The organism is Polaromonas sp. YR568, from assembly GCF_943371715.1.
Lineage (GTDB): Bacteria > Pseudomonadota > Gammaproteobacteria > Burkholderiales > Burkholderiaceae_C > Polaromonas.
This window is the reverse complement of sequence record NZ_CALRVW010000019.1, coordinates 57,734-81,507: the sequence shown is the minus strand read 5'-3', so window position 1 is coordinate 81,507 and position 23,774 is coordinate 57,734. Positions and strand designations below refer to the sequence as shown.

The window sequence follows — 23,774 nt, the reverse complement described above, 5'->3', positions numbered from 1 at the left end:
ATGTCGCCCAAGCGGCGGCGCGTCTGCGTGACAGTCTGTCGCTGTTTGGAGCAGACTATCCGACACCTGATGGAACATGTATCCGTGACTACATTCACATTCAGGATATCGCTTCTGGCCATGTAGCAGCGCTAAGGCATTTGATGCATGGAGGAAGCGATTTCACGGTCAATCTGGGCACTGGGCAAGGGACCAGCGTCAAACAGTTGATTGACACTTTCGAGAGCGTCAATAACGTGGATGTGCCTTATCAGGTGGTGTCGCGCCGACCTGGCGATGTCGCAAGGTACTTTGCCGATCCTTCGCTGGCGCATCGGCTCCTGGGCTGGCAGGCCAAGCATGGCTTGGAGGAAATGTGCCGGGATGCCTGGCGCTGGCAATGTCTGTATCCGCGTGGATATGACTGACACAGGCAGTTCGGTTCGTTGCCGTGAGGTAGCCTTGGGAGTGGCCGTGTTGGCCTGCCTGACCTTTCCTTGGCTGAACCCGTGGGCGGCCGGTCCATCGCCGGCGGTGCTGCCATGGCTCGTGACGCTTTTCTGTGCCGCATGGCTGCTAGGTTTGATGCCGGTGTCAGCTCTTTCGCTGGTTTCGGTGGGCGGCGTTACCTTGCTGACGTTGCTCGCAGGTGCCCAGACCCCGTCCAGTCAAGTCCTCCCCATTGTTTTGGCCGTAGGCATTCTTTGTGTCTTTGCAGGAACAGGTGTTCACGCAACACGCGATGGCTGCGTCATGCGACCCGTCGCCGGCGCCTGGCTAGTAGCAGGTGTATTGAGTAGCGCTATCGGATTGATGCAATATTTCAGCATCGGCGATGTCTTTGGCTCATGGGTAAATTCTGCTCGGGCAGGTGAGGCCTTCGCCAACCTGCGCCAGCGCAATCAATTCGCCAGCCTGACCAATATCGCTTTGGGCGCCTTGGTCTGGTTGGCGGTGAGTGGCCGCTCCGCCGGGCGTTCTCTATGGCTGCCTCTGCTGGCGGCAAGCCTGCTGGCAGCCGGTAACGCGGCGTCCTCGTCGCGAACCGGCCTGTTGCAGCTGGTTTTGCTGTGCGCGCTGTGCTGGGTTTGGGGCGGGTGGCGCCAGCCCGTAGTTCGCCGCGTGCTGCTGGGAGCTGTGCTGGCCTATGCGGTGGCCACGCTGGCACTGCCCTGGTTGGCCGGGCTCGACCTGATGGGCCATGGCATGGTCGCCCGTCTGCGCGCCGGTGACCCGGCCTGTGCCAGCCGTCTCACGCTCTGGTCCAACGTTTTGCATCTGATTGCGCAAAAGCCCTGGTTCGGCTGGCGCTGGGGCGAACTGGATTATGCGCACTACATGACGCTTTACCCCGGCGCGCGTTTCTGCGACATCCTGGACAACGCCCACAACCTGCCGCTGCACCTGGCCGTGGAATTGGGCATTCCGTTGGCCGTGGCTGTGTGTGGTGGTGCAGGCTGGGTCGTCTGGCGTGCCAGGCCCTGGCGTGAAACGGATCCGACCCGGCAGATGGCTTGGGGTGTGCTGGCCGTCATCATGCTGCACAGCATGCTGGAATATCCACTGTGGTACGGGCCCTTCCAGATGGCGTTCGGGCTGTGCGTGTGGATGCTGTGGCCAGCGCCGCGAGAACGGACAGCGGGCTCAGGTCAATACGCGCGAGCGAGTGTGGGAGCTGCGATTCGGCTTGCCGCGGCGACAGCGTTGTTGGCGGCGGTGGCGTATGCCGCATGGGATTACCACCGCATCAGCCAGCTCTACCTGGCGCCGCAGTCGCGTGATCCGGCCTACCGTGACGACACGCTGGACAAGGTTCGGGGATCGTGGCTTTTCCGGAACCAGGTGCTGTTTGCGGAGCTGACAACCACCTCGCTCCAGCCCGCCAACGCGCGGTGGACATTCGACACTGCCACTGCCTTGCTGCACTACTCGCCGGAGCCCCGGGTGATTGAAAAGGTGATTGAAAGCGCTGTCATGCTGGGGCGTGACGAGGACGCTTTGCTGCACCTTGTCCGGTATCGCGCTGCGTTTCCCGAAGACTACAAAAAATGGCGCCATACCAACGGCCTGGGCGACCCGAAGATTGACCGTGAACGTGACTAGGAAGTCGCGATAAAACTTCCCGACTTGCCGCCATGTTTTTCCAGCAGCTTGATATCCGTCATGGTCATCCCGCGGTCCGCGGCTTTGCACATGTCATAAATCGTCAGCAGGGCCACCTGGACCGCGGTCAGGGCCTCCATCTCCACACCGGTCGGTCCGACCGTTTCCACCGTCGCCTGGCAAACGATGCTGGCGCTGGCGGTGTCGGGGCTGAAATTCATCGCCACACGGGTCAGCGCCAGCGGGTGGCACAGGGGAATCAGGTCGCTGGTTTTTTTGGCCGCCACGATGCCGGCAATTCGGGCGATGCCGAGCACGTCGCCTTTTTTGGCTGTGCCTTCCAGGATGATGGCCAGCGTGGCAGGGTTCATGGTGATGCGGCCTTGCGCCACCGCCACCCGGTGGGTGGCTGGTTTGGCGGCCACATCGACCATGTGCGCCTGCCCTGCGGCGTCGAAATGTGTCAGCGGTGAAGTCGTGGTCATACTGTTACAGAACCTTTACAAGCATCCATCATCATAAGATGCACTGGTGCATTCACGCACGTTCGGGAAAGTCACAGGTCGGCAGGTGGCCCAACGATTGGGTGGCCGGCCAGGCCGCGACAAGTATTGGACAGTTTTGCTGGATCTCAACCCCTCGTTTTATACCCCTTCATGCCGCCATCTTTTTTCAAGTCAAACAGGCATTCTGCCCTTGGCTGCATTGCGCTAGCCGCTAGTATTTTCATAGCGTCGCACGGCTTGGCGCAGGCCCAGACGCCCGTCCGGCCCAGCGGCGCGCTGCCGGCGCTGGGTGACACCTCGGAGTTGTCCGCCAGTGCGGAAAGGCGGCTCGGCGACCGCATTGCTGCCAGCATTTACCGCGACCCCGACTACCTGGACGATCCGGTGCTGGGTGACTACCTGCAGGGCATCTGGCAGCCGCTGATGACGGCCGCGCGCGCCCGCGGCGAATTGGGTCCCGAACTGGACGAGCGCTTTGCCTGGGACGTCATGCAGATCCGCGATCGCAGCATCAACGCCTTTGCCTTGCCGGGGGGTTATCTCGGTGTGCATCTGGGGCTGATAGGCGCGGTGGCCACCCGCGACGAACTGGCCTCGGTGCTGGCGCACGAGTTGAGCCACGTGACGCAGCGGCACATTTCTCGCCTGATGAGCAAGCAGAACCAGCAAATGCCCTGGCTGATCGCGGCCATGATTCTCGGCGCCCTGGCCGCCAACAAAAGCCCGGACGCCGCCAATGCAGCGATTGCCGGCGGGCAGGCGCTGGCCGTGCAGAACCAGCTCAATTTTTCGCGCGACATGGAGCGCGAAGCCGACCGGGTCGGCTTTGGCGTGATGGCCGACGCCGGCTTCGAAAAGCAGGGTTTCGCCAGCATGTTCGACAAGCTGCAGCAGGCCTCGCGGCTCAATGACAACGGTGCTTTTCCCTACCTGCGCAGCCACCCGCTGACGACCGAGCGTATTGCCGAGATCAAGGGCCGGCTGCAACTGGAGGGCGGGCAGAGCTCAGCGCCCAAGGGCGCCAGCGAAGAGCCGGGCGGTGCACGCACGCTGCACGCTTTGATGGCGGCGCGGGCGCGTGTGCTGGCCGATCCCGGCGTGGATGGCTTGCGGCCGATGGTGGCTGACGCGCAGCGTGTGTCACTCGCCGGCGCGGCGAATGCGGCATGGACACCGCGCGACGCCGGTGCGCTGTATGGCGGCGCCCTGGCGGCAAGCCGGCTGCGCGACCACGCCCTGGCGCGCAGCCTGGTGGGCAAACTCAAGGCGGCCGTGCCCGCCAAGACACCCCTGGCTGATCCGGTGGAGTGGCTGGCGCTGGAGATCGAGCTGGCTGCCGGCAACACGGCGGGTGTGCCGAAGCTGGGCGACACACGCAGCCGGGCGGCCCTGCTGCTGCAGGCCCGGGCGGATCTTGCGGCAGGTCGGGCGCAGGAGGTCTCAGGCGCCCTGCAACCCTGGGTCACCACCCATCCGAAAGATGCCATCGCCTGGCAATTGCTGGCGACGGCCTGGGGACAGCAGGGGCAGACGTTGCGGGCGATCCGGGCCGATGCCGAGAGCCGGGTGGCCCAGCTGGACTACCCTGCGGCCCGCGACCGTTTCAAGGCCGCGCAGGACCTGATGCGCAGCGGCCGCGACGCCGGCGCGGCGGCCAGCAACTACATCGATGCGTCCATCATCGACACGCGGGCACGCGAGATCGACCAGCTACTTCGGGAGCAGGCGCTCCAGGAGAAACTCGATCGCTAGCTGCAGCACCGAGTAGATCAGCGAACCGATCAGGGCGGCGACAAACCCGGTGACATGCAGGCCGCTGAGCAGGCCGGCGGCGGCCCAGAACATCAGGGCGTTGATGACAAACAGGAACAGCCCCAGCGTCACCAGCGTCACCGGCAGGGTCAGCAACACCAGCAGAGGGCGCACCACCGTGTTGAGCGCGCCCAGCACCGCTGCTGCCAGCAGCGCCGCCGGGAAGCTGGTCACGGTCACACCGGAATACAGATAAGCCACCGCCAGCAAGGCGGCAGCGCTGCAAAGCCATTTGACGATGAGTTTCATGCGCCCAAGAATACCACCGCGGTCTGCAACGTTCTAATCCGCCGTCAACAGCAGGCCGGAGCCGGCCAGCATGGCGGCAAAGCTCCAGACGCCGCGCGGCTCGATGGTGTTCGCCCCGGGGGCCGCTTGCAGGTCCGCCGCGGACCGGGGCCGGCGCGCGTCCACCAGACGTCCCTCGCCATGCCGTGCCCGCAAGGCGGCGGTGAACTCATCGAGCGGGCCGCATGCCAGGTGGGTGACGACCGGGTCGCCGGAGGCCTGCAACAGCGGGACGATTTGCGCAAAAACTTTTTCGGCCCACTTGCCGCGCCAGCTTTCGCGGGCGCTGTGCGTGACCCACTTGCTGACGCGGTGCGTGATGCGCGGCGCGCAGCCCACCACGATCCAGCGCGTCGGCGTGTGCGCCTGGCCGGATTGCAGCAGGGGTGCCAGCATGCCCAGCGCATGCGCGGCTTCGTCGACATAAACAATCGTGGTGTCCATCAGCTTGCTCCGGCCGGGGTCGTTGTCAGGTGTGGTCGGCCACGGCTTTGCCGGGCTGCATGGCCCTGGCACGGCGCGTGACCCACCAGCCTGCGCCCAGGACACCGGCCACGGCCAGGGCGTAGGTGCCCCACTGCGCGGCGGTGTTCAGGGCGGCGGACGCGGGCAGCGAGCCCGGGCCACCGTAAACCGGGTCCAGCAGGGGCTCACTCACAATCATCTTGGCGGCGGTGAAGGCCAGCACCGCAGCGCCTATGTTGATGATCATGGGAAAACGTTCGACCAGCTTGAGCACCATGGTGCTGCCGAACACCACGATGGGGATGCTGACCAGCAAACCGATGACCACCAGGTCAAACGAGCCGTGGGCGGCACCTGCCACGCCCAGCACGTTGTCCACACCCATGAGTGCATCGGCGACCACAATGGTTTTCATCGCGCCCCAGAAGGTGCTGGCCACCGGGCCGTCGTGCTCCTTGTCGCCCTGGTCGGCCAGCAGCTTGTAGGCGATCCAGAGCAGGCCCAGGCCGCCGACCAGCATCAGGCCGGGAATCTTCAGCAGCCAGACCACGCCCACGGTCATGACAGAGCGCACGGCAATGGCCCCCACCGTGCCCCAGGCAATGGCTTTTTTCTGCAGGTGGGGTGGCAGGTTGCGCGCGGCCAGCGCGATCACGATCGCGTTGTCGCCGGCCAGCACCAGGTCGATGAGGATGATCGCCAGCAGGGCCGACCACCAGGGCGTTGAGAATAATTCCATTTCACACTTTCACGTCAGGTTGCAACATGGAAATCCGGCAGGCGGATTTCCGGGCTTCGTTAAAACCGGACAGGTCGGTGAGGGGCGGAGTGGTTGCTGCGACGCCTCGATCAAACCTGGTCAGGTTTCGATCGAAGGTCTGGCTCGACATGCAGTTGTGCTGCATGCCCAACAAGCCGGAAGTGGGAACTTCGTAATGACGACTTGCTGAACGTCCGGCGGCGGGAAAAATTCCGGCGCAGCCAGATGAGGGAGTTACTCCCCTTCGGAACCCCCATATTTGACAACAAACCGCGCTTTTTTGCAAAGTCCGGCTGCGGTAACCCCGAAAAAGGCCCGGTGCCGCAGAAGGCTGCGGGCTTGGCCTATCATTCACGGCCCAGCCGGAAATAGCGGGCGCCGCTTCGAGCGGCGGCCCATTTTTAGCCTCCACTTCTCCTTTTCCGATTGCACCGCCCCCGCATGCCTGGCATCCACATCACCGACATTGAAGCGGCCATCAACTACTGGCGCGAGAAAAAACCGTCGCTCGACGGCATCACGCTCGCGCCCGAACTGCGTGCGCTGGCCGAGGTGTACGCCCTGCTGGTGTTTTACCGCGAGGAGGAGGCCGACGAGGCCGGTTTTCCACCCCGGGCCATGGCGGCCTGGCGCGCCTGGTACGACACGACCGCCGACACGCCCTGCATTGCCATCTGCTCGACCAGCCAGGGTGACGAGCTGTGCAAGGGCTGTGGGCGCACCTTCGAGGAGGTGCAGCGCTGGCCCGAAATGAGCCCGGCCGCCAAGCGCGGGACCTGGCGGCGCATCACGCAGGAAGACACGGCCTGGCGTTTTGGCCGTTATGCCGATCGCGCGCTGGAAAAGAAGGACAAGCCGGAATCGGTCTGAAACGTCTATTTTTTTAAGCGTTTTTGGCCCTTGGCCCTTGTGACGCATGCGCAGACAGCTATCAATTCAGGAGTAAACTGATCCCATGCTCCGACTGGCCCGCGCCCCCAACATTGCCATCGCGGCGCTCTGGGCCGATGTGTTGCAGCAGGCCGGTTTTTCGGCCACGGTGCAGCGTTATTTTCTCGGCAGCGTGGCGGGAGAGTTGCCGCCCGACCAGTGCCAGCCCGAAGTCTGGCTGACCCACGACCACGAAAAGCCGCGCGCCGAGGCCTTGCTGCACAGCCTGCAGAACCTGCCGCAACGCCGCTGGCTGTGCGCCTGCGGTGAAATGGTGGAAGGCGGCTTCGAGCAGTGCTGGTCGTGTGGCGCCGACATGCCGGCGCCCGTCTAGATCCGTTTGGCGAGTTCCGCGGCCTTGCCGGTGTAACTGGCCGGGGTCATGGCCAGCAGGCGGTCTTTTTCCGCGTCCGGAATCTCCAGCGAGCGTATCAGTCCGTGCAGCGCTTCGGCCGTCACGGTTTTGCCGCGTGTGACTTCCTTGAGTTTTTCGTAAGCGCCCTGCACGCCGTACCGGCGCATCACCGTCTGGATCGGCTCGGCCAGCACTTCCCACGAGGCATCGAGGTCGTCGGCCAGGGCTTCACGGTTGAGCTCGAGCTTGCCCAGTCCGGTGCTCATCGAGCTGTAGGCCAGCACGGCATAACCGAAGGCCACGCCGATGTTGCGCAGCACGGTGCTGTCGGTCAGGTCGCGCTGCCAGCGGCTGACGGGCAGTTTCTCGCTCATGTGGCGCAGCAGCGCATTGGCCAGGCCGAGGTTGCCTTCGGCGTTTTCGAAATCAATCGGGTTGACCTTGTGCGGCATGGTGCTCGAGCCGATTTCCCCGTCCTTCAGGCGCTGCTTGAAATAACCCACGCTGACATAGCCCCAGACATCACGTGCAAAGTCGATCAGGATGGTGTTGGTGCGTGCCACCGCGTCGAACAGCTCGGCCATGTAGTCGTGCGGCTCGATCTGGATGCTGTAGGGCTGAAAACTCAGGCCCAGGCCCAGTGGCTCGGGCGACTCGATGACACGCCGGCTCAGCGCCTCCCAGTCGAAATCAGGCCAGGCCGCGAGGTGGGCATTGAAGTTGCCGACCGCGCCGTTCATCTTGGCCATCAGCTGCACGCCGGCCACCCGATCACGCGCCACCATCAGGCGGGCCACCACGTTGGCGATCTCCTTGCCGACGGTGGTCGGGCTGGCGGTCTGGCCGTGGGTGCGGCTGAGCATGGGCTCGTCGGCATGCAGGTGCGCCATCACGCGCAGTTGCGTGATGACCTTGTCCAGCGCCGGCAGCAGGACCTGCTCGCGGCTGCTTTTGATCTGCAGCGCATGGCTGGTGTTGTTGATGTCCTCGCTGGTGCAGGCGAAATGCACAAACTCGGCGGCAGCCTGCAGCTCCGGCCGCGCCTCGAACTTCGACTTGATCCAGTACTCGACCGCCTTCACGTCGTGGTTGGTTGTTTTTTCTATCTCCTTGATCGCGACCGCATCGGTCTCGGAGAAATGCTTGACCAGTCCAAGCAGGTAGGTGCGCGCGCCAGGGGTCAGCGGCTTGAATTCGGCAAACCCAGCGTCCGACAGCGCGATGAACCAGGCGACTTCCACCTGGACGCGGCGGTGCATGTAACCGAGCTCCGACATCAGCGGCCGCAGGGGGGCGAGTCTGGCGGCGTAGCGGCCGTCCAGGGGGGACAGGGCGGTGATGGAGAAGCTGGTGGACGGGTTCATGGGCGACATTGTAGGCGGCTGGCCTGGCGCCGCTGCGGACAGGTTACCCCGTTTTTTCCGCGTGGCAGGCCGTGCCGACGCATACTCGATAGAATGCAATCGGCTGGGGCCTGCTAAGCTATTTGGCTTACGGTATCGCGACTTCCAAGCCCCCGGGCCATCGATAAAAGATTGACTATGAAACTCATTGGATCCTACGGCAGCCCTTATGTGCGCAAAGTGCGCATCGTGATGGCGGAAAAAAAGCTCGACTACCAGTTCGTCATTGAAGACGTCTGGGCCGCGGGCACGACCATGTCCGAATCCAATCCGCTGGGCAAGGTGCCCTGCCTGGTCATGGAAGGCGCCAACGGGTCGGAAGAAGCCGTGTTTGATTCGCGCGTGATCGTCGAGTACCTGGACACCCTGTCGCCGGTCGGCAAGCTGATTCCGGTGCAGGGCCGGGAACGCGCCGAGGTGAAAACCTGGGAAGCACTGGCCGACGGCCTGCTCGACGCGGCCATCCTGGCCCGGCTGGAGGCCACCTGGGCCGGCCGCGACGACAAGCAGCGTTGCCAGGCCTGGATCGACCGCCAGATGGACAAGATCGATACGACCGTGCGGGCCATGAGCACGGGCCTGGGCGACAAGCCTTTTTGCAGCGGCATTCACCTGAGCCTGTCCGACATCGCCGTCGGCTGCGCGCTCGGTTACCTGGACTTCCGTTTTCCGCAGATCGACTGGCGCACGCCCCACCCCAACCTGACCCGGCTGTATGACAAGCTGGCGCAGCGTCCGAGTTTTGTCGACACCCTGCCTTCCTGAACCGATTCAGGAATAAAAAGGCCCGTAGCCCTTTGCTGGTGGGCGTAAGCAGCTATAAAAACAGGAGCGACCGTGGGGGCTAACTGCCAGCGCGCTTTTTCAGCCAGCGCATCAGGCTGCCCAGCAGCGGCAGCTTTTCATACAACTCTTCGGCCGCGTCCCAGTAGTCGCGGTGGCGCACCACCAGGCCGGCCTCGTTGAAGCTGATGTGCGAGGCGCCGCGTATGGTCTGCAACTGCTGGGGCCCGCGCCGCCTGAAATAGAACTCGAAGTTCCAGGTCAGGAAACACTGACGGCCCTCAACCACCTGCGCCGTCACCACAAAACGCGGCCGGTCGAGTGCCACGTACATGTGGCTGAAGATGTGCTGCACCTGCGCCAGGCCCTGCACTTCGTTGAACGGGTCCTTGAACCAGGTATCGGCCGCATAGAACTCGCCCATGCGCGCAACACCGGCCGGGTTCAGGGTCTCAAAAAAATGCACCAGTGATTCGACCTGGGCATGTGGGCTTGGGTTCATGGGGTGCTCACAGGCCGGTGAATTTGCGAATCGCCGGAAAATACAGCGCGTAGGGCAGGACGCGCAGGGTTTTCATCCAGAGCGTGAAGCGTTTCGGAAAGTGGATCTCGAACTGGCCCCGCGCCCAGCCGGCCAGAATCTCGGTCGCCGCCTGGGCCGGGCTGATCAGCGCCGGCATGCTGAACTGGTTGCCGGCGGTCAGCGGTGTTTCGACAAACCCCGGGTTGACCAGGCTCACCCCCACGCCGCTGGCCTGCAGGTCCAGGTACAGGGTTTCGGCCAGGTTGATCAGCGCCGCCTTGGTCGGGCCGTAGGCCAGGCTTTGCGGCAGGCCGCGGTAACCGGCCACGCTGCCGACCAGGCTGAGGTGACCGCTGCCGCGCTGCAGCATGGCGGGCAAGACTGCGTCCAGCACATACAGGGCGCCCACGTAGTTGACCTGCTGATGCCTAAGCATGTCCGCCAGGTCAAAACCGGTGGCTCGCTGTTCCCTGTAATAACCCGCGCAATACATCATCAGGTCCAGCGGCCCCTGGGCCAGCAGCGACTGTGCCGCGGTTTTCACGGCCACCGCGTCCGACGCGTCGAGTACCAGGGCCTGCGCGCCGGGATGGGCGGCCACAAAGGCTTCCAGCGCTGCGCCATTGCGGGCGGACACCACCACTTTGGCGCCGGCCTCATGCAACGCATGCGCCGTGGCCTGGCCGATACCGCTGGAGGCGCCGACCAGCCACACGGTTTTTCCGTGCCAGTCGTGAAGGGGAGGGTTATACGGCATGGTGATGCTTTGTTATAAAAATGATAGCTGTTGACGCAGACGGGTAAAGGGCTGCAGGCCGATTTTGCTTGAAGTTCTGAGGCCTGTTCAGCGTTTCACGAACGACAGCGTGACCTCGCCGAGGCGCACGCCGAACTTGCTCATGACCGCCTTGTTCAGCAGCACCTTGTCGTTCATCAGGTACATCCAGTCGTCGAACTGCACCTCGATCACGCGGCCGTCCACCGGCAGCTTGAGCGTGTAGCCCCAGCGGAAGGCATTGCCCTTTTCCTCGCCGGTGGCTTCCCCCAGCACGTCGGCGGCGGTGCCGGTGTAGCGGCCGTCGGGCGTGCGTTTGAGCGTCCAGACCCGGCGGTCGGTGCTGCCGTCGGAGTAGGTGAAGGCTTCGTCGAGCACACCGGTCTCGGCACCCGGCGGGCCTTGCCAGCTGCAAGTCATGACCACGGTGAAACGTTTGACGACCTTGCCGGAGCGGTCGGTGAACACGCCGTACGCATCGACCGTGCCGTTGAAATACTGGCGCATGTCGAGCACCGGCTTTTCGGCGGCGTAGTCGCTGATCTGGGGGCCGGCGCAGCCCGCCAGACCGGCCAGCAGGGGAAGGGACAAGGCGAGCGCGGCGGCGCTCCTGTAGAGAAAGTGCTTCATGGGTGGACCCCTTGTGGGTGTTTGATGACAAGAAAATACAGGCAGGCCGCAGCGGCCAGCTTGAGCAGGCAGGGCAACACGCAATACGCCACCAGCAGGGCGTTGAGCGCCTGCGCGTCGCGTGCGCCCGGGGCGTAGCCGAACAGGCCGAGCAGCGGCAGCGCCAGGCCGGCGGCCAGCGCCAGGTTGAGCTTGATGGCGAAGTTCCACCAGCCAAAGTAAGCGCCTTCGGCCCGACCCGACTGGCCGTTGGCCTGGATCACGCCGGCCAGCAGTGCGCCTGGCAGTGCCAGGTCGGTGCCCAGCGCGATGCCGGACAGCGCGCAGACGATCACGAACGCCGCGGTGTCCCCGGCCGCTATCTGTGTCGCCCAGCCGAAGGTGGCAATGGCCAGAAGCATGCCCAGCAGCCAGGTGGGCGCCAGCCCGATGCGTTTGACCAGCGCCAGCCACAGCGGGATGGAGAGGGCTGCGCTGACGAAATAACTGCCCAGAAACAGCGGCTCCTGGCTGGCCGGCGCCTGCAGCCGGTCCTGGATGAAAAACAGCACCAGGGTCGCCGGCACTGCACTGGCCGTGCCGTTGAGCAGAAACACCGCGAGCAGGCGGCGAAAGCCCGGCTGGCGAAACGGCAGCCAGATTGAAGTCGCCGCGTGCGGGCCGGCGCTTGCCTGTCGCGCGACCGGCCGGTCGGCGCGCGCCCAGGCCAGCCAGCCAACCGTCAGGGCCACAAAAAACAAAGCGGTGCTGGCGGGCAACCCGAAGACGACCGGCGTGATCGACGCGAGCACCACGCCGACCAGGCCCAGGCCCTCGCGCCAGGCCACGATGCGGCTGCGCTGGCGTTCGTCGCCGCCCAGCATCGCGCCCCAGGACTGGTGCGACACGCTGAGCGCGCTGTAGCCGGCATAGGTCAGCATCAGCATCAGGCTGGCCCAGACCACCAGTGCCGAGGGTGCACTCACCAGCGGAAAAAACAGCAGCGCAAAGCCCAGGGCCAGCACCAGCGCGGCGATGGCGCCCAGTCCCAGCACCGCCCTGGCCGAGCGTGCAAACAGGCGGTCGCTCAGGCGGCCCAGCAGGGGATCGATCAGCGCGTCGAACAGGCGCGCGCCCAGCAGCACCGCACCCAGCGTGGCCAGCGGCACGCCGAATTCACGGGCGTAGTGGTTGGGCAGAATCACATACAGCGGCAGGGCCACAAAGGCCAGCGGCAGGCCCAGCAACCCGTAGGCCAAGCCATTGCGGGTGCCGAATGCCCCCGGGGGAACCGCAGGGGTCACGAGCCGGCTCCGGCCACCAGCGAATTGCGCAGGCCGGGTTCCGAGGTGCCGGGTGCCAGCCAGATGCCGAAGAAGCGTTTGGCAAACTCCGCATCGCGGATCTCGCCCAGCGGCTTGCCATTGAGCCAGAAAACCGCACCGACCCCGGGCCGGTGCACACCCATGATGCGATCACCTTTTTTGACATCGGGCAGCACCCTGCGCAACGCGGCCAGCCACTGGTCCGCGAGGTCGTCGTTGACCGGCGCGGCGCGGCGCATTTCCGTGATCGAACGTTCGGCGATCGCCTGGCCTTCAAAGGCGCGCAGGTAGCTGAGCTCCAGCGCCAGCGCCTGGCTGGCAAAGCTGTCCACGCGGAAGCCGGGCGCCGCCCACAGCCGGGCGTCGTACACCTGAAAGCCGAAAACACGCAGACGGCCGCCGCCCAGCAATTTCCCCTGTGGCAGGACCTCCAGTAGTTCCGGTGGCCTGGCGCTGCCCGCCACGGCTTCGGTACCGGTCTGCGCGGCCGCCGGCGCTGCGGCGCCTATGCCCAGCGCCAACGCCAGCAGCAGCGCGCCTGTCAGATCTTGCGCAGCGTGTACTGCACCACGTCGGTGTTGGCTTCGGCGAAAGCCGCTTCGCAATAAGCCAGATAGAACTCCCATATGCGGATGAACCTTTTGTCAAACCCGAGTTGGAGCACCCGTGACTCTTGCGCCATGAACTGTTCGCGCCACAGCCTGAGCGTGTGGGCGTAGTCCTGGCCAAACGAAAACTCGTCGATCACCTCGAGCCCGGCGGCGCGCGCCTGGGCGCGGAACTCGGTCGGGCAGGGCAGGCAACCGCCCGGAAAGATGTACTGCTGGATGAAGTCGGTCGAGGTGACATAGCGCTCGAACAGTTCGTCGGCAATCACGATGCTCTGCACGCAGGCGTAGCCTCCGGGCTTGAGCAGACGCGCCACCGCCTGAAAGTAGGTGGGCCAGTATTCGCGCCCGACGGCTTCCACCATCTCGATCGAGCAGATCGCGTCAAACGGCGCATCGCCGCTGGTTTGGCCAATGTCGCGGTAGTCCTGCAGGCGCAGGTCGGCCTTGTCGGCTGCGCCCACGCGGGTCATGCGTTGTTGCGCCCAGGCGAGCTGTTCGGTACTCAGCGTCACGCCGACGACGGAGGCATCAAATTCGGTGGCGGCCATTTCGGCCAGCGCACCCCAGCCGCAGCCGATTTCCAGCACCCGGTCGCCGGGCTGCACGCCCGCCATGCGCAGCGCGCGCCTGACCTTGGCGTGCTGCGCATCCTTCATCGAGGTCTGCGGCGTCACGAAAATCGCCGACGAATAGTTCATCGTGCCGTCCAGCCACAACTCGTAAAAGGCATTGCCGAGGTCGTAGTGCGCGTGGATGTTTTTTTGGCTGTTGGCCTTGGTGTTGCGGTTGAGCAGGTGCTTGACGCGGTAGGCCAGCCGGCCCAGCCAGGTGCCATAGATCACGTCCTCGACTTCCTTGCGGTTGACGATCAGCACGCGCAGCAGCTCGGTCAGGTGCGGGGTGGTCCAGTCGCCGGCGATGAAACTTTCGGCAAAACCGATGTCGCCCGAACGCAGCGCGGCGCTGCAGACCTTCCAGTTCACCAGCCGCAGGCTGGCCGTGGGCGCCTCGCCCGAGCCGAAGCGCTGCATGCTGCCGTCGGGCAGCTGCAGGGTCAGCGTGCCGTGCTTGAGGCGTGACAGCAGCTTGAAGGCCGTGCGTGCCGCGGCCGGGGCGCCGCTGGGCAGGGCGAATGAAGCGCCGTTGGCGGAAGAAGTCGGGGAGTTGCTGGCAGTGTTCATCGCGTCACGAATACTTCGGGAGTTGGGGGTTTGCTGACAAAGGGCACACGTTTGCGCCAGAGCTTGAAGGCTTGCCAGTGAATGCGGGCGACCACACCCAGCGTCATCGCCGGATAACGCCACAGGGCTTTGCGCAGCGTCGCCGCACTCAGGACCTGCAGCGTGCCGGCGACGCTGGTTTGCAGCAGCGGACCCGATGCGTCGTCGTAGTCGATGCGGGCCACGGTCTTTTCGATGCCGTCGTTGCTGACCCGCATGAAACGGAAGCGGTAAAAGCCGTCCAGCGTGCAGAACGGCGAGACGTGAAACACCTTGACGGCCTGCAGTTCCTGGCCATAACGCGGCTGGTCGAGCAGGTAGCAATGGCGTTCACCAAAGGTGTTGTTGACCTCGACGACGATCGCGCGCAGCGTGCCGCCCGCGTTGTGGCAATACCAGAAGCTGACCGGCTTGAAGGTGTGGCCGAACACGCGCGGGTAGGTATGCAGCCAGACCTCGCCCGCGGCGTCGGTGATGCCCTCCCGCGCCAGCAGCGCATCGACCCAGGCCAGGCAGTTGTCGCCGCCCTCGCCATGGTCGCGGTCAAAAAAGCTCAAGGCCGCGCGGCGGTTGCGCGCCAGCGCGCCATTGCCATTCTGTTGCAGGCTGCGCAGCGGCAGCATCAGGAAATAGGTCGGGTAGTTGAAGGTGTTGACCGCGGGTTTGAGGCGGGTATGCCGCACCTCGCCGAAACCGATCAAGGCCTGTGCGGGGCTGGCGTTCATGGCGCGACTCCCGCCAGATCCTTCAACAGCTGCCTTGCCACGCCCAGCCCGGATTTCAGGCCGTCTTCGTGAAAACCATAACCGGTCCAGGCGCCGCAGAAATAGCTGTGCTGCAGGCCCTGCAGTCCCGGCAGCTCCTTTTGCGCGCGGATGGCCGCCGCGTCAAACACCGGATGGGCATAGTCGAAGTCACCGAGTATGTGTTCAGCCGCAATCGGGGCCGCCGGATTCAGCGACACCACCACCGGCTGGGTAAACGGCAGCGGTTGCAGCATGTTCAGCAGGTAATGCAGGCACACCCGGGTCGACTCGCGCTGCGGGTCCTGCGCACGTTCGTAGTTCCAGGCCGCCCAGGCCAGCTTGCTGGCGGGCAACATCGAGGTGTCGGTGTGCAGCACGGCGCGGTTGGGCTGGTAGCTGATGGCGCCCAGCACCGTGCGCTCGGCACTGCTGGCGTTTTGCAGCAGGGCCAGCGACTGGTCGGAGTGGGTCGCCAGCACGACCTTGTCGAACTGCTCGTCGGCGCCGTCGGTCAGCACGCGCACGCCGCCATGAGGCGAGAGCGCATCGCGGACGATGCCGCGCACCGGTGTGTTCAGGCGTTTGTCGGCGATGCCGGCCACGATTTTGTCAACGTAGTGGCGGGCGCCGCCGGTCACCGTCCACCACTGCGGCCTGTCGGCCACCTGGATCAGGCCGTGGTTGTGGCAGAAGCGGATCATGGTGGCCACCGGGAACTGCAGCATCTGGTCGGTGGGGCAGGACCAGATGCAGCCCAGCATGGGCAGGAAATACCAGTCGCGGAACTCGGCCGAGAATCGGCCCTCGCGCAGGAAGTCGCCGAGCGGCTGCATCATGGCGGCTTCCGCGCCGCTTTCGGCCAGCGCCGTGGCCGTGCGGTTGAAACGCATGATGTCGCGGAGCATGCGCCAGAACTTCCAGTTCAGGAGGTTGCCGCGCTGGGCGAACACCGTGTTCAGGCTGGAGCCGCTCCACTCGAGGGCGCCGCTTTTTCCGGCGCCCGGGATCTTCACCGAAAACGACATGTCCGACTTGGCGGTGGCCACGCCCAGCTCGGCAAACAGCTGGATCAGGTGGGGGTAGGTGCGTTCGTTGAAGACCAGAAAGCCGGTGTCCACGCCGTGGGTCACCGGGCCCTGCGGCGTGGGCAGCGTGATGTCGACCGTGTGGGTGTGGCCGCCAAAATAGCTGCCGGCCTCGAACAAGGTGAGCTCGGCCTGGCCCCGCAAGGCGTGGGCGACCGCCAGTCCGGAAATGCCGGAGCCGACAATGGCGACCTTGGGGCGGGCTGGAGAGCTCATCTCACAGCCCGGAAGATAAAAATGTTGCGAAGCGCCCCGATGCGAACAAGGGAGGGAGGGAGGAGGAGGAGAACCGCCCCGGGATTGCAACCTGACCGCGAGCGGCCGGAAGTCTTCGCAACAAAAAACAGTGACTGTCGACGCTACGCTCGCGCGCCAGTGCCGACAAGGTTGTGAGTCCGCGAGCCTGCCCACAGTTCCCGGGTTGGGCCAGCTGGTGGGTGTAAAAATTCGTTAACGTCGCGGAAGACATGGATCAAGTGGAGATGTGGTGGGGTTGTGTGGAGAAGCGTGTTGTCCGCTAAGTTCTAAAACAGACTTGATGGTTAAATTATTACCGATTGGTAATTATTTGCCTAAAAGCTTCTCTTCGATGTCCTTCAGGAAGGCAGGGTCTTTGGGGTCGGTGGCGGTGTTGAAGCTGGTGACACGCTGGCCATCGCGCGCCACGACATACTTGTGGAAGTTCCAGCGTGGCCTCTGGCCGGTCTTCTCGGTCAGCTGCCGGAACAGCGGGTTGGCCGTTTTGCCGGACACCCCGGACTTGACGAACATCGGAAATTTCACGCCAAAGGTGTTTTCGCAGAAATCGGCAATCTCCTTGTTGCTGCCGCTTTCCTGGGAGAAGTCGTTGGACGGAAAGCCCAGCACCACCAGGCCCTGGTCGCGGTAACGGGCATACAGCGCCTCCAGGCCCTCGTACTGGCGGGTGAAACCGCAGAAGCTGGCGGTGTTGACCACCACCAGCACCTTGCCGCTGTACTGGCACAGGGACTGGGGCTTTTCGTCCTGCAGCCGCAGGAAGCTGTGTTGCAGCAAGGGGGCACAGGCGGGGGCCTTGGGGGCGGCAGCCGTGCCGGGGGTGGCCGCGCGGACGGGTGTGAGGGCCGCCATGCCGGCCAGCAGTGCCAGCAGCAGCCAGGGTTTGAGGAACGGGTGCTTCATGATCTTGCTCGCTGTTGAATAATGGAAGGCTTGGTTGCGCAGTCTGTGCGCAACAGGCTCAAACTACCGGAAAACTGGCCCTGACTGCAAAAAAAATACGCAGTGGGGGCCCGACCAGATTCAAGCATGCCATCCCCCGATCCCTCCCTGCCCGGTCCGGCCGACGTGTCGGCCCCCGGCTTCACGATTGCCGCGGTCGAGCGTGACACCGGTCTGTCCAAGGACACCTTGCGGGTCTGGGAGCGTCGCTACCGCTTTCCCGTGCCTGGCCGCGACGCTCACGGCGAGCGCCTGTATTCACGCGAGCAGCTCGAGCAGCTGCGGCTGATCAAACGCCTGCTGGACACCGGGCACCGGCCCGGGCAGGTGGTGGGTTTGCCGCATGCCGAGCTGCAGGCCCTGGGCCGCCAGCCCGGCGGCAACAAGAAGCGGCCGCAGGGTCAACGCGGCGAGGCCGCCGTGGCAGCGGGCGAACCGTCGGCAGGCGGCGCTGCCGCGCTGCAGATCCAGGCCTGTTTTGAGCTGGTCAAGCGCCACGACGCGCTGGGCCTGCGCCAGACCCTGGCTGCCGCCGTGCAGGCCTTGGGCCCGGCGTCTTTCGTCAGCACGCTGGTGGCGCCGCTCAACACCCTGATCGGTGACGCCTGGATGGACGGGCAGCTGGAAATCTTCGAGGAGCATTTCTACACCGAGTCGGTCACGGCCGTGCTGCGCCAGGCCATCAGCAGCCTGGGCACGGGCGCCGCCGCATCACCGCGGGTGCTGTTGACCACGTTTCCGCAAGAGTCGCACGGGCTGGGGCTGCTGATGGCCGAAACCTTTCTGGCGCTGCAGGGCTGCCACTGCCTGTCCCTGGGCGTGCAGACACCGGTGCCCGAGATCGCCCGGGCGGTGCTGGCGCACGGGGTCAGCATCGTGGTGCTCAGCTTCAGCGCCAGCCTCAACCCCAAGGAGGTGACGCAGGGGCTGGGCGATTTGCGCGCCCTGTTGCCGCCAGCGGTCGAGATCTGGACCGGGGGCGCCTGCCCTGTGCTGCAGCGCCGCAGCCTGCCGGGTGTGCGGGTGCTGGACAGCTTTGCCGCGATCGAGCCGGAACTCCAGCGCTGGCGCCAGATGCAGTCCTGAGGTGCTATGCCTTCTTGCTGTCGGCGTTGGCCGCTACCCAAGGCCGGCGCAAGGGTGTAGAAGGATGGAAGAGGTGTGCCGATCGCGCCATCCGCTGAGCCCCGCATGAAAGGGGGGCTGAAAAGCCCGCTTGAAAAGGCTTGTCACATTCAGCCCCTAAAATCAGATTTGAATCTACTGCGGTGTGTGCCGCGTCAGGAGTGCGTATGCTTTATCCAGAACTTTTCAAACAGCTCGAATCCGTCCGCTGGGACATGGACAAGGACATTCCCTGGGCAAGTTTCGATGCGTCCAAGCTGACCGATGAGCAGGCGCAGACCATCAAGATGAACGCCATCACCGAGTGGGCGGCGCTGCCGGCCACCGAGATGTTCCTGCGCGACAACAAGGACGACAGCGACTTTTCCGCCTTCATGTCGATCTGGTTTTTTGAAGAGCAGAAACACTCGCTGGTGCTGATGGAGTACCTGCGGCGCTTTCGCCCCGAACTGGCCCCGACCGAAAAAGAGCTGCACGACGTGCGCTTCGAGTTCGAGCCGGCCCCGCCGCTGGAGACGCTGATGCTGCATTTCTGCGGCGAGATCCGGCTCAACCACTGGTACCGGCGCGCCAGCGAATGGCACACCGAACCGGTCATCAAACAGATCTACACCCAGCTCAGCCAGGACGAGGCACGCCACGGCGGCGCCTATCTGCGCTACATGAAACGCGCGATCAACAATTTCGGCAACGACGCCAAGGCCGCCTTCACCAAGGTCGGCGTGTTGATGGCCAGCGCCCGCCGCACCGCGCAGGCCCTGCACCCGACCAACCTGCACGTCAACAAGGCCCTGTTTCCGCGCGACACCATCCAGTCGCGCCTGCCCAACCCCGAGTGGCTGGAGCACTGGCTGGACAAGCAGATCGATTTCGACGCCGTCTGGGAAGGCAAGGTGGTCGAACGCATCCTGCACAACATGAGCCTGCTGATGAACCAGAGTTTCAAGACCGTGCAGGAGCTCAACCGCTACCGCAAGGAACTGAGCAGGGAAATCGCGGCATCGGTCGCACCACCACCGGTGGCGACCGGCGCCTGATGCCCGACGTCCGGTGGCCCAGCGCGTCGGGCGGCCGCAGCCGCGTCGTCGCCCGGGGCGCCCAGGTGTTTGCGGTGGCCAATGCGCGTGATGCCGGGCTGGATTTTTCCGGGCAACTGGCGCAGACGCTGGCCATGCTTGACGCGCACCTGAGCCACGTCGGCGCGTCCCGCGCCAGCCTGCTCAGCGTGCAGATTTTCCTGAGCGACCTGCAGTACAAAAAACAGCTCGATGCCGCCTGGCGCGAATGGATTGGCGAAGACAGCGCGACCTGGCCGCAGCGTGCCGTGGTGGGCGCGCAGCTCGACGGCGGCCTGCTGGTCGAGATGGTGGCGACGGCCTTCCGTTAAAGTGGCGTGATGCAAGGCGCATCCCCTCCCCCTTCTTCTCCCCTGTTCACGCAAAAAATCGTTTCCCGCGCGCAGGCTGCGCAGCGTGTTGCGGCCCTGCCGCGGCCTGTCGTGTTCACCAACGGCGTGTTCGACGTGCTGCACCGCGGCCATGCGACTTACCTGGCCCGGGCGCGTGCGCTGGGCGCCAGCCTGGTGGTGGCGCTCAACACCGATGCGTCGGCGCGGCGCCTCGGCAAGGGACCGGACCGCCCGCTCAACAACGAGGAAGACCGCGCCGTGCTGATGGCGGCGCTCGAATCGGTGAGCCTGGTCACCTGGTTTGACGAGGACACGCCGCTGGAACTGATCACCGAACTCAGACCCGACATCCTGGTCAAGGGCGGCGACTACGACATGGACACCCTCGCCGAGACCGCGGTGGTCCGTGGCTACGGCGGCCAGGCGCTGGCGATTCCGTTTGTCGACGGCTACTCGACCAGCGCGCTGGTGCGCAAGATCCGCCAGGCCCCCTGAGCCTGCTCCAGCGTCCGAATCGCTATAAATTCAATAGCTGGTAGCGCCCGTACGGTAAGGGATGCGGGCCATTTTTGCACACATCCGAACGGGGACGGCCGCTTGCTCAGGGCGCCGGCAACTGCGCCGGCTTCGCCTCGGCCGCCAGCGTCGCCTGCCCAGCCTCGGGCACTTCCTTGCGGCCGCGCAGCCGGTTGACCAGGCGCCGGATGCCATGTTCGATGTCGTCGATGTAAGTGAACACCGCCGGCACCACCAGCAGGCTCAGCACCGTGGAGGTGATCAGTCCGCCGATCACGGCAATCGACATCGGCGAGCGAAAGCTCGGGTCGGCCGCACCGAAGCCGAAGGCGATCGGCATCATGCCGGCGCCCATGGCCAGCGTGGTCATGATGATGGGCCGGGCCCGCTTGTGGCAGGCGTCCAGCAGGGCATCTCGCCGTGACATCGGCGCCACCACCGGGTGGCCGTTGCTGCCGTCGTTGCCGCGCCGCGCCACGATGGCGTATTCGACCAGCAGGATGGAGTTCTTGGTCGCGATGCCCATCAGCATGATCAGGCCGATCAGCGAGGGCATGGAAAAACTCTTCTGCGCAATCAGCAGGCCGACAAAGGCGCCGCCCAGGGACAGCGGCAAGGCGGCCAGAATCGTCACCGGGTGCAGGAAGTCCTTGAACAGCAGCACCAGCACGATGTAGATGCAGAGCACGCCGGTCAGCATGGCCAGGCCGAAGCTGGCAAACAGCTCGCCCATGACTTCCGCGTCGCCGATTTCCACCACCTTGACGCCGGCCGGCAGGTTCTTCACCGCAGGCAACTCCTGAACCAGCTTGGTCACGTCGCCCAGCGGCAGGCCCGACAGCTCGATCTCGAAGTTGACATTGCGCGAGCGGTCGTAGCGGTCGATGATGGCCGGCCCGCCGGCAATCTCCAGCGTCGCCACCTGGCCCAGCATCACCGGGCCTTTGGTCCCCGGCACCGAGAGGCGCTCGAGAACGCTGAGGTCCTGGCGTGCCGCATCGTCGAGTTTGACCACAATCGGTACCTGGCGTTCGGGCAGGTTGAGCTTGGGCAAGGACACGTCGTAGTCCCCCAGGGTCGCAATACGCAGCGTCTCGCCAATGGCCGCGCTCGTCACGCCGAGGTCGGCCGCGCGGGCGAAGTCGGGCCGCACGGCGATCTCGGGCCGGATCAGGCTGGCGGTGGATGCCACGCTGCCCAGGCCAGGCACGGTGCGCAGGTCTTTTTCCACCGCCAGCGCGGCGGCCTGCAGGGCCACCGGGTCTTCACCGGTCAGCACCAGCACGTATTTCTCGCCGGAACCCCCCAGACCGACCTTGGTGCGGACGCCGGGCAGGGCTTCCAGGGCGGCACGCATCTTGTTTTCAATGCCCTGCTTGCGCGGCCTTTCCGTGCGTTCGGTCAGCAGGACCGTCAAGGTGGCCTTGCGCGTCTCGGCCGCCCCCGACATGGCAAACGGGTCGCTGCCCGCGCTGCCACCGCCTATGGTGGTATAGACGCTGCGCACATGCTCGACCTTGCTGACCAGTTGCCGCGCCTGCTCGGCCGACGCCTTGGTCTGCGCCAGGCTGGAGCCGGGTGGCAACTCGATATACACCTGCGTCTGCGAGTTGTCGTCCGGTGGAATGAAGCCGGTGGGCAGCAGCGGAATCAGCAGGATGGAGCCGATGAAAAAAACCGTGGCGGCGATCATGGTGGTCACGCGGTGTTTGAGGCACCAGGCGGCGGCACGCATGTACAGCTTCATCCAGCCCGGGTCCTTGTGGTCGCCGACGATGGGCTTGAGGAGGTAGGCCGCCATCATGGGCGTGAGGACACGTGCCACCACCAGCGAGGCGAACACCGCCAGCGAGGCGGTCCAGCCGAACTGCTTGAAAAACTTGCCGGCCACGCCGCTCATGAACGCGGTCGGCAGGAACACGGCGATCAGCGTGAAGGTGGTGGCCACCACCGCCAGACCGATCTCGTCGGCCGCCTCCATCGCCGCCTGGTAGGGTGTCTTGCCCATGCGCAGATGGCGCACGATGTTTTCCACCTCGACAATCGCATCGTCGACCAGGATGCCGATCACCAGCGAGAGTGCCAGCAGCGTCACCACGTTGATCGAAAAACCCAGCAGGTACATGCCGATGAAGGCCGGAATCACCGACAACGGCAGCGCCACGGCCGAGACAAAGGTGGCGCGCCAGTCGCGCAGGAACAGCCAGACCACCAGCACGGCCAGCAGCGCGCCCTCGTAGAGCAGGGCCATGGAGCCGTCGTATTCTTCCTCGACCGGCTTGACGAAGTTGAAGGCTTCGGTCAGCACCAGGTCGGGATGCTGCAGCTTGAGTTCTGCCAGCGCCACCTGCACCGCAGCACCCACCGTGACCTCGCTTTCGCCGCGGCTGCGCGCCACTTCAAAACCGACGACGGGTTTGCCGTCGAGCAGCGCGGCCGAGCGCGGGTCGGCAACGGTGTCGCTGACCGTGGCCACCTGGTCGAGCCGGATGCGCCGGCCGTCGCTGAGCGCCAGCTCCAGGTGGCCCAGCTCCTGCGCCGACTTGACGGTGGCCAAGGTGCGCACCGGCTGCTCGCTGCCGCCCAGGTCGGTGCGGCCGCCGGCGCTTTCGGTCTGCACCTGCTTGAGCTGGCGCGAGATGTCGGCGGCACTGGCGCCCAGTGCCTGCAGCTTCGAGGGATCGAGCGCCACACGTACCTCACGCGTCACGCCGCCCACGCGGTTGACCGCGCCCACGCCGCGCACGGCCAGCAGCCTGCGCGCCACCGTGTTGTCGACAAACCAGGACAGCGCCTCGTCATCCATGCGCGGCGAACTGATGGTGAAGGCCAGCACCGGCTGGCCGGCCAGCTCCACCTTGCTGACAATCGGGTCGCGCACATCGCCGGGCAGGTCGGAACGCACGCGCGCCACCGCCGAACGCACATCATCGACGGCTTCCTGCACCGGCTTTTCGAGGCGGAACTCGGCCGTGATGGTGACGCCGCCGTCCTGCACCTTGGTGTAGATGTGCTTGAGGCCCTGCACCGTGGCGATCGAGTTCTCGAGCTTGCGCGCGACCTCGGTTTCGAGCTGCGCCGGCGCGGCGCCCGGCAGCGAGGCCGAGACGCTGACGGTCGGCAGGTCGATGTCGGGAAAGTTCTGCACCTTCATCGCCTTGAACGACAACATGCCGGCAAAACTCAGCAGCACGAACAGCATGATCGCGGGGATCGGGTTCTTGATCGACCAGGAGGAAACGTTCAT

Annotated in this window: 25 protein-coding genes; 10 read left to right on the top strand and 15 right to left on the bottom strand. The window is 65.0% G+C overall.

Features of this window, described 5'->3' with window-relative positions; genetic code table 11:
• Both AAG813_RS14255 and AAG813_RS14250 read left to right on the top strand, forming a co-directional pair.
• Nucleotides 1-407: GDP-mannose 4,6-dehydratase (locus AAG813_RS14255; RefSeq protein ID WP_341916222.1), on the top strand; the 407-nt coding region annotated here is incomplete at its 5' end.
• Nucleotides 408-456: 49 nt separating this feature from the next.
• Entirely contained in the window at nt 457-2,082 is a 1,626-nt protein-coding gene (locus AAG813_RS14250) for a Wzy polymerase domain-containing protein (protein WP_341916220.1), read from the top strand.
• Here the strand turns inward: AAG813_RS14250 and moaC are convergent.
• Nucleotides 2,079-2,567 carry a cyclic pyranopterin monophosphate synthase MoaC gene (gene moaC / locus AAG813_RS14245; RefSeq protein WP_341916218.1) on the bottom strand — a complete coding sequence of 163 codons (489 nt, stop codon included), beginning with the start codon at nt 2,565-2,567 and terminating at the stop codon, nt 2,079-2,081. The genes AAG813_RS14250 and moaC overlap by 4 nt on opposite strands.
• A gap of 171 nt (nt 2,568-2,738) precedes the next feature.
• Between moaC and AAG813_RS14240 the strand changes: the two genes are divergently transcribed.
• A complete protein-coding gene (locus AAG813_RS14240; protein WP_341916217.1) occupies nt 2,739-4,340 on the top strand; it encodes a M48 family metalloprotease in 1,602 nt (533 codons plus the stop codon).
• Here the strand turns inward: AAG813_RS14240 and AAG813_RS14235 are convergent.
• The 3 genes from AAG813_RS14235 to AAG813_RS14225 are packed head-to-tail and all read right to left on the bottom strand — an operon-like array spanning nt 4,299 to nt 5,892.
• Nucleotides 4,299-4,649: a phage holin family protein gene (locus AAG813_RS14235; RefSeq protein WP_096696957.1), complete on the bottom strand. Its 351-nt coding sequence runs from the start codon at nt 4,647-4,649 to the stop codon at nt 4,299-4,301. The genes AAG813_RS14240 and AAG813_RS14235 overlap by 42 nt on opposite strands.
• A 33-nt stretch (nt 4,650-4,682) precedes the next feature.
• Nucleotides 4,683-5,132: a hypothetical protein gene (locus AAG813_RS14230; protein ID WP_341916214.1), complete on the bottom strand. Its 450-nt coding sequence runs from the start codon at nt 5,130-5,132 to the stop codon at nt 4,683-4,685.
• Nucleotides 5,133-5,157: 25 nt separating this feature from the next.
• Entirely contained in the window at nt 5,158-5,892 is a 735-nt protein-coding gene (locus AAG813_RS14225) for a TerC family protein (RefSeq protein ID WP_341916212.1), read from the bottom strand.
• Nucleotides 5,893-6,354: 462 nt separating this feature from the next.
• Here AAG813_RS14225 and AAG813_RS14220 point away from each other — a divergent pair, with 462 nt between their 5' ends.
• Nucleotides 6,355-6,783 carry a DUF3717 domain-containing protein gene (locus AAG813_RS14220; RefSeq protein WP_341916211.1) on the top strand — a complete coding sequence of 143 codons (429 nt, stop codon included), beginning with the start codon at nt 6,355-6,357 and terminating at the stop codon, nt 6,781-6,783.
• Nucleotides 6,784-6,868: 85 nt separating this feature from the next.
• Nucleotides 6,869-7,177, top strand: a complete 309-nt coding sequence (locus AAG813_RS14215) for a DUF2007 domain-containing protein (protein ID WP_341916209.1) — start codon at nt 6,869-6,871, stop codon at nt 7,175-7,177.
• Here AAG813_RS14215 and purB read toward each other — a convergent pair.
• The gene (gene purB, locus AAG813_RS14210) at nt 7,174-8,562 is read right to left on the bottom strand and encodes an adenylosuccinate lyase (RefSeq protein WP_341916208.1); all 1,389 of its coding nucleotides are present in this window, start codon (nt 8,560-8,562) and stop codon (nt 7,174-7,176) included. The genes AAG813_RS14215 and purB overlap by 4 nt on opposite strands.
• 177 nt (nt 8,563-8,739) lie before the next feature.
• Here purB and AAG813_RS14205 point away from each other — a divergent pair, with 177 nt between their 5' ends.
• Nucleotides 8,740-9,366 (top strand): glutathione S-transferase C-terminal domain-containing protein, encoded by a 627-nt coding sequence (locus AAG813_RS14205; RefSeq protein ID WP_293593146.1) that lies wholly within the window; start codon nt 8,740-8,742, stop codon nt 9,364-9,366.
• Nucleotides 9,367-9,445: 79 nt separating this feature from the next.
• Here the strand turns inward: AAG813_RS14205 and AAG813_RS14200 are convergent, their stop codons facing one another.
• The 9 genes from AAG813_RS14200 to AAG813_RS14160 all read right to left on the bottom strand — a co-directional run bounded on the left by AAG813_RS14200 (nt 9,446) and on the right by AAG813_RS14160 (nt 17,439).
• On the bottom strand, nt 9,446-9,886 hold the full coding sequence (locus AAG813_RS14200; RefSeq protein ID WP_341916205.1) for a nuclear transport factor 2 family protein: 441 nt from the start codon (nt 9,884-9,886) through the stop codon (nt 9,446-9,448).
• A gap of 7 nt (nt 9,887-9,893) precedes the next feature.
• Entirely contained in the window at nt 9,894-10,664 is a 771-nt protein-coding gene (locus tag AAG813_RS14195) for an SDR family NAD(P)-dependent oxidoreductase (RefSeq protein WP_341916203.1), read from the bottom strand.
• Between the two features lie 87 nt (nt 10,665-10,751).
• A complete protein-coding gene (locus AAG813_RS14190) occupies nt 10,752-11,312 on the bottom strand; it encodes a DUF3833 domain-containing protein (RefSeq protein ID WP_341916201.1) in 561 nt (186 codons plus the stop codon).
• Nucleotides 11,309-12,595 carry an MFS transporter gene (locus tag AAG813_RS14185; RefSeq protein ID WP_341916199.1) on the bottom strand — a complete coding sequence of 429 codons (1,287 nt, stop codon included), beginning with the start codon at nt 12,593-12,595 and terminating at the stop codon, nt 11,309-11,311. The genes AAG813_RS14190 and AAG813_RS14185 overlap by 4 nt, the downstream gene beginning before the upstream one ends.
• Nucleotides 12,592-13,137 carry a chalcone isomerase family protein gene (locus AAG813_RS14180; RefSeq protein WP_341916197.1) on the bottom strand — a complete coding sequence of 182 codons (546 nt, stop codon included), beginning with the start codon at nt 13,135-13,137 and terminating at the stop codon, nt 12,592-12,594. The genes AAG813_RS14185 and AAG813_RS14180 overlap by 4 nt, the downstream gene beginning before the upstream one ends.
• A gap of 20 nt (nt 13,138-13,157) precedes the next feature.
• Nucleotides 13,158-14,408: a cyclopropane-fatty-acyl-phospholipid synthase family protein gene (locus AAG813_RS14175; protein ID WP_341916195.1), complete on the bottom strand. Its 1,251-nt coding sequence runs from the start codon at nt 14,406-14,408 to the stop codon at nt 13,158-13,160.
• On the bottom strand, nt 14,405-15,172 hold the full coding sequence (locus tag AAG813_RS14170) for a DUF1365 domain-containing protein (protein WP_341916193.1): 768 nt from the start codon (nt 15,170-15,172) through the stop codon (nt 14,405-14,407). The genes AAG813_RS14175 and AAG813_RS14170 overlap by 4 nt, the downstream gene beginning before the upstream one ends.
• Entirely contained in the window at nt 15,169-16,494 is a 1,326-nt protein-coding gene (locus tag AAG813_RS14165) for an FAD-dependent oxidoreductase (RefSeq protein WP_341916191.1), read from the bottom strand. Before AAG813_RS14165 ends, AAG813_RS14170 begins: the two co-directional genes overlap by 4 nt.
• Before the next feature lie 348 nt (nt 16,495-16,842).
• Nucleotides 16,843-17,439: a glutathione peroxidase gene (locus tag AAG813_RS14160; RefSeq protein WP_341916188.1), complete on the bottom strand. Its 597-nt coding sequence runs from the start codon at nt 17,437-17,439 to the stop codon at nt 16,843-16,845.
• A 126-nt stretch (nt 17,440-17,565) separates the two neighbouring features.
• Here AAG813_RS14160 and AAG813_RS14155 point away from each other — a divergent pair, with 126 nt between their 5' ends.
• The 4 genes from AAG813_RS14155 (at nt 17,566) to rfaE2 (ending at nt 20,506) form a co-directional block, all read left to right on the top strand.
• Nucleotides 17,566-18,564: a MerR family transcriptional regulator gene (locus tag AAG813_RS14155; RefSeq protein ID WP_341916186.1), complete on the top strand. Its 999-nt coding sequence runs from the start codon at nt 17,566-17,568 to the stop codon at nt 18,562-18,564.
• A gap of 206 nt (nt 18,565-18,770) precedes the next feature.
• A complete protein-coding gene (locus AAG813_RS14150) occupies nt 18,771-19,640 on the top strand; it encodes a ferritin-like domain-containing protein (RefSeq protein ID WP_341916185.1) in 870 nt (289 codons plus the stop codon).
• Nucleotides 19,640-19,990, top strand: a complete 351-nt coding sequence (locus AAG813_RS14145; RefSeq protein WP_341916184.1) for a Rid family hydrolase — start codon at nt 19,640-19,642, stop codon at nt 19,988-19,990. Before AAG813_RS14150 ends, AAG813_RS14145 begins: the two co-directional genes overlap by 1 nt.
• Nucleotides 19,991-19,999: 9 nt before the next feature.
• Complete coding sequence (rfaE2, locus tag AAG813_RS14140; RefSeq protein ID WP_341916183.1) at nt 20,000-20,506, top strand: D-glycero-beta-D-manno-heptose 1-phosphate adenylyltransferase; 507 nt, start codon at nt 20,000-20,002, stop codon at nt 20,504-20,506.
• Nucleotides 20,507-20,612: 106 nt separating this feature from the next.
• Here rfaE2 and AAG813_RS14135 read toward each other — a convergent pair whose 3' ends face one another.
• Nucleotides 20,613-23,774 carry an efflux RND transporter permease subunit gene (locus AAG813_RS14135; protein ID WP_341916182.1) on the bottom strand — a complete coding sequence of 1,054 codons (3,162 nt, stop codon included), beginning with the start codon at nt 23,772-23,774 and terminating at the stop codon, nt 20,613-20,615.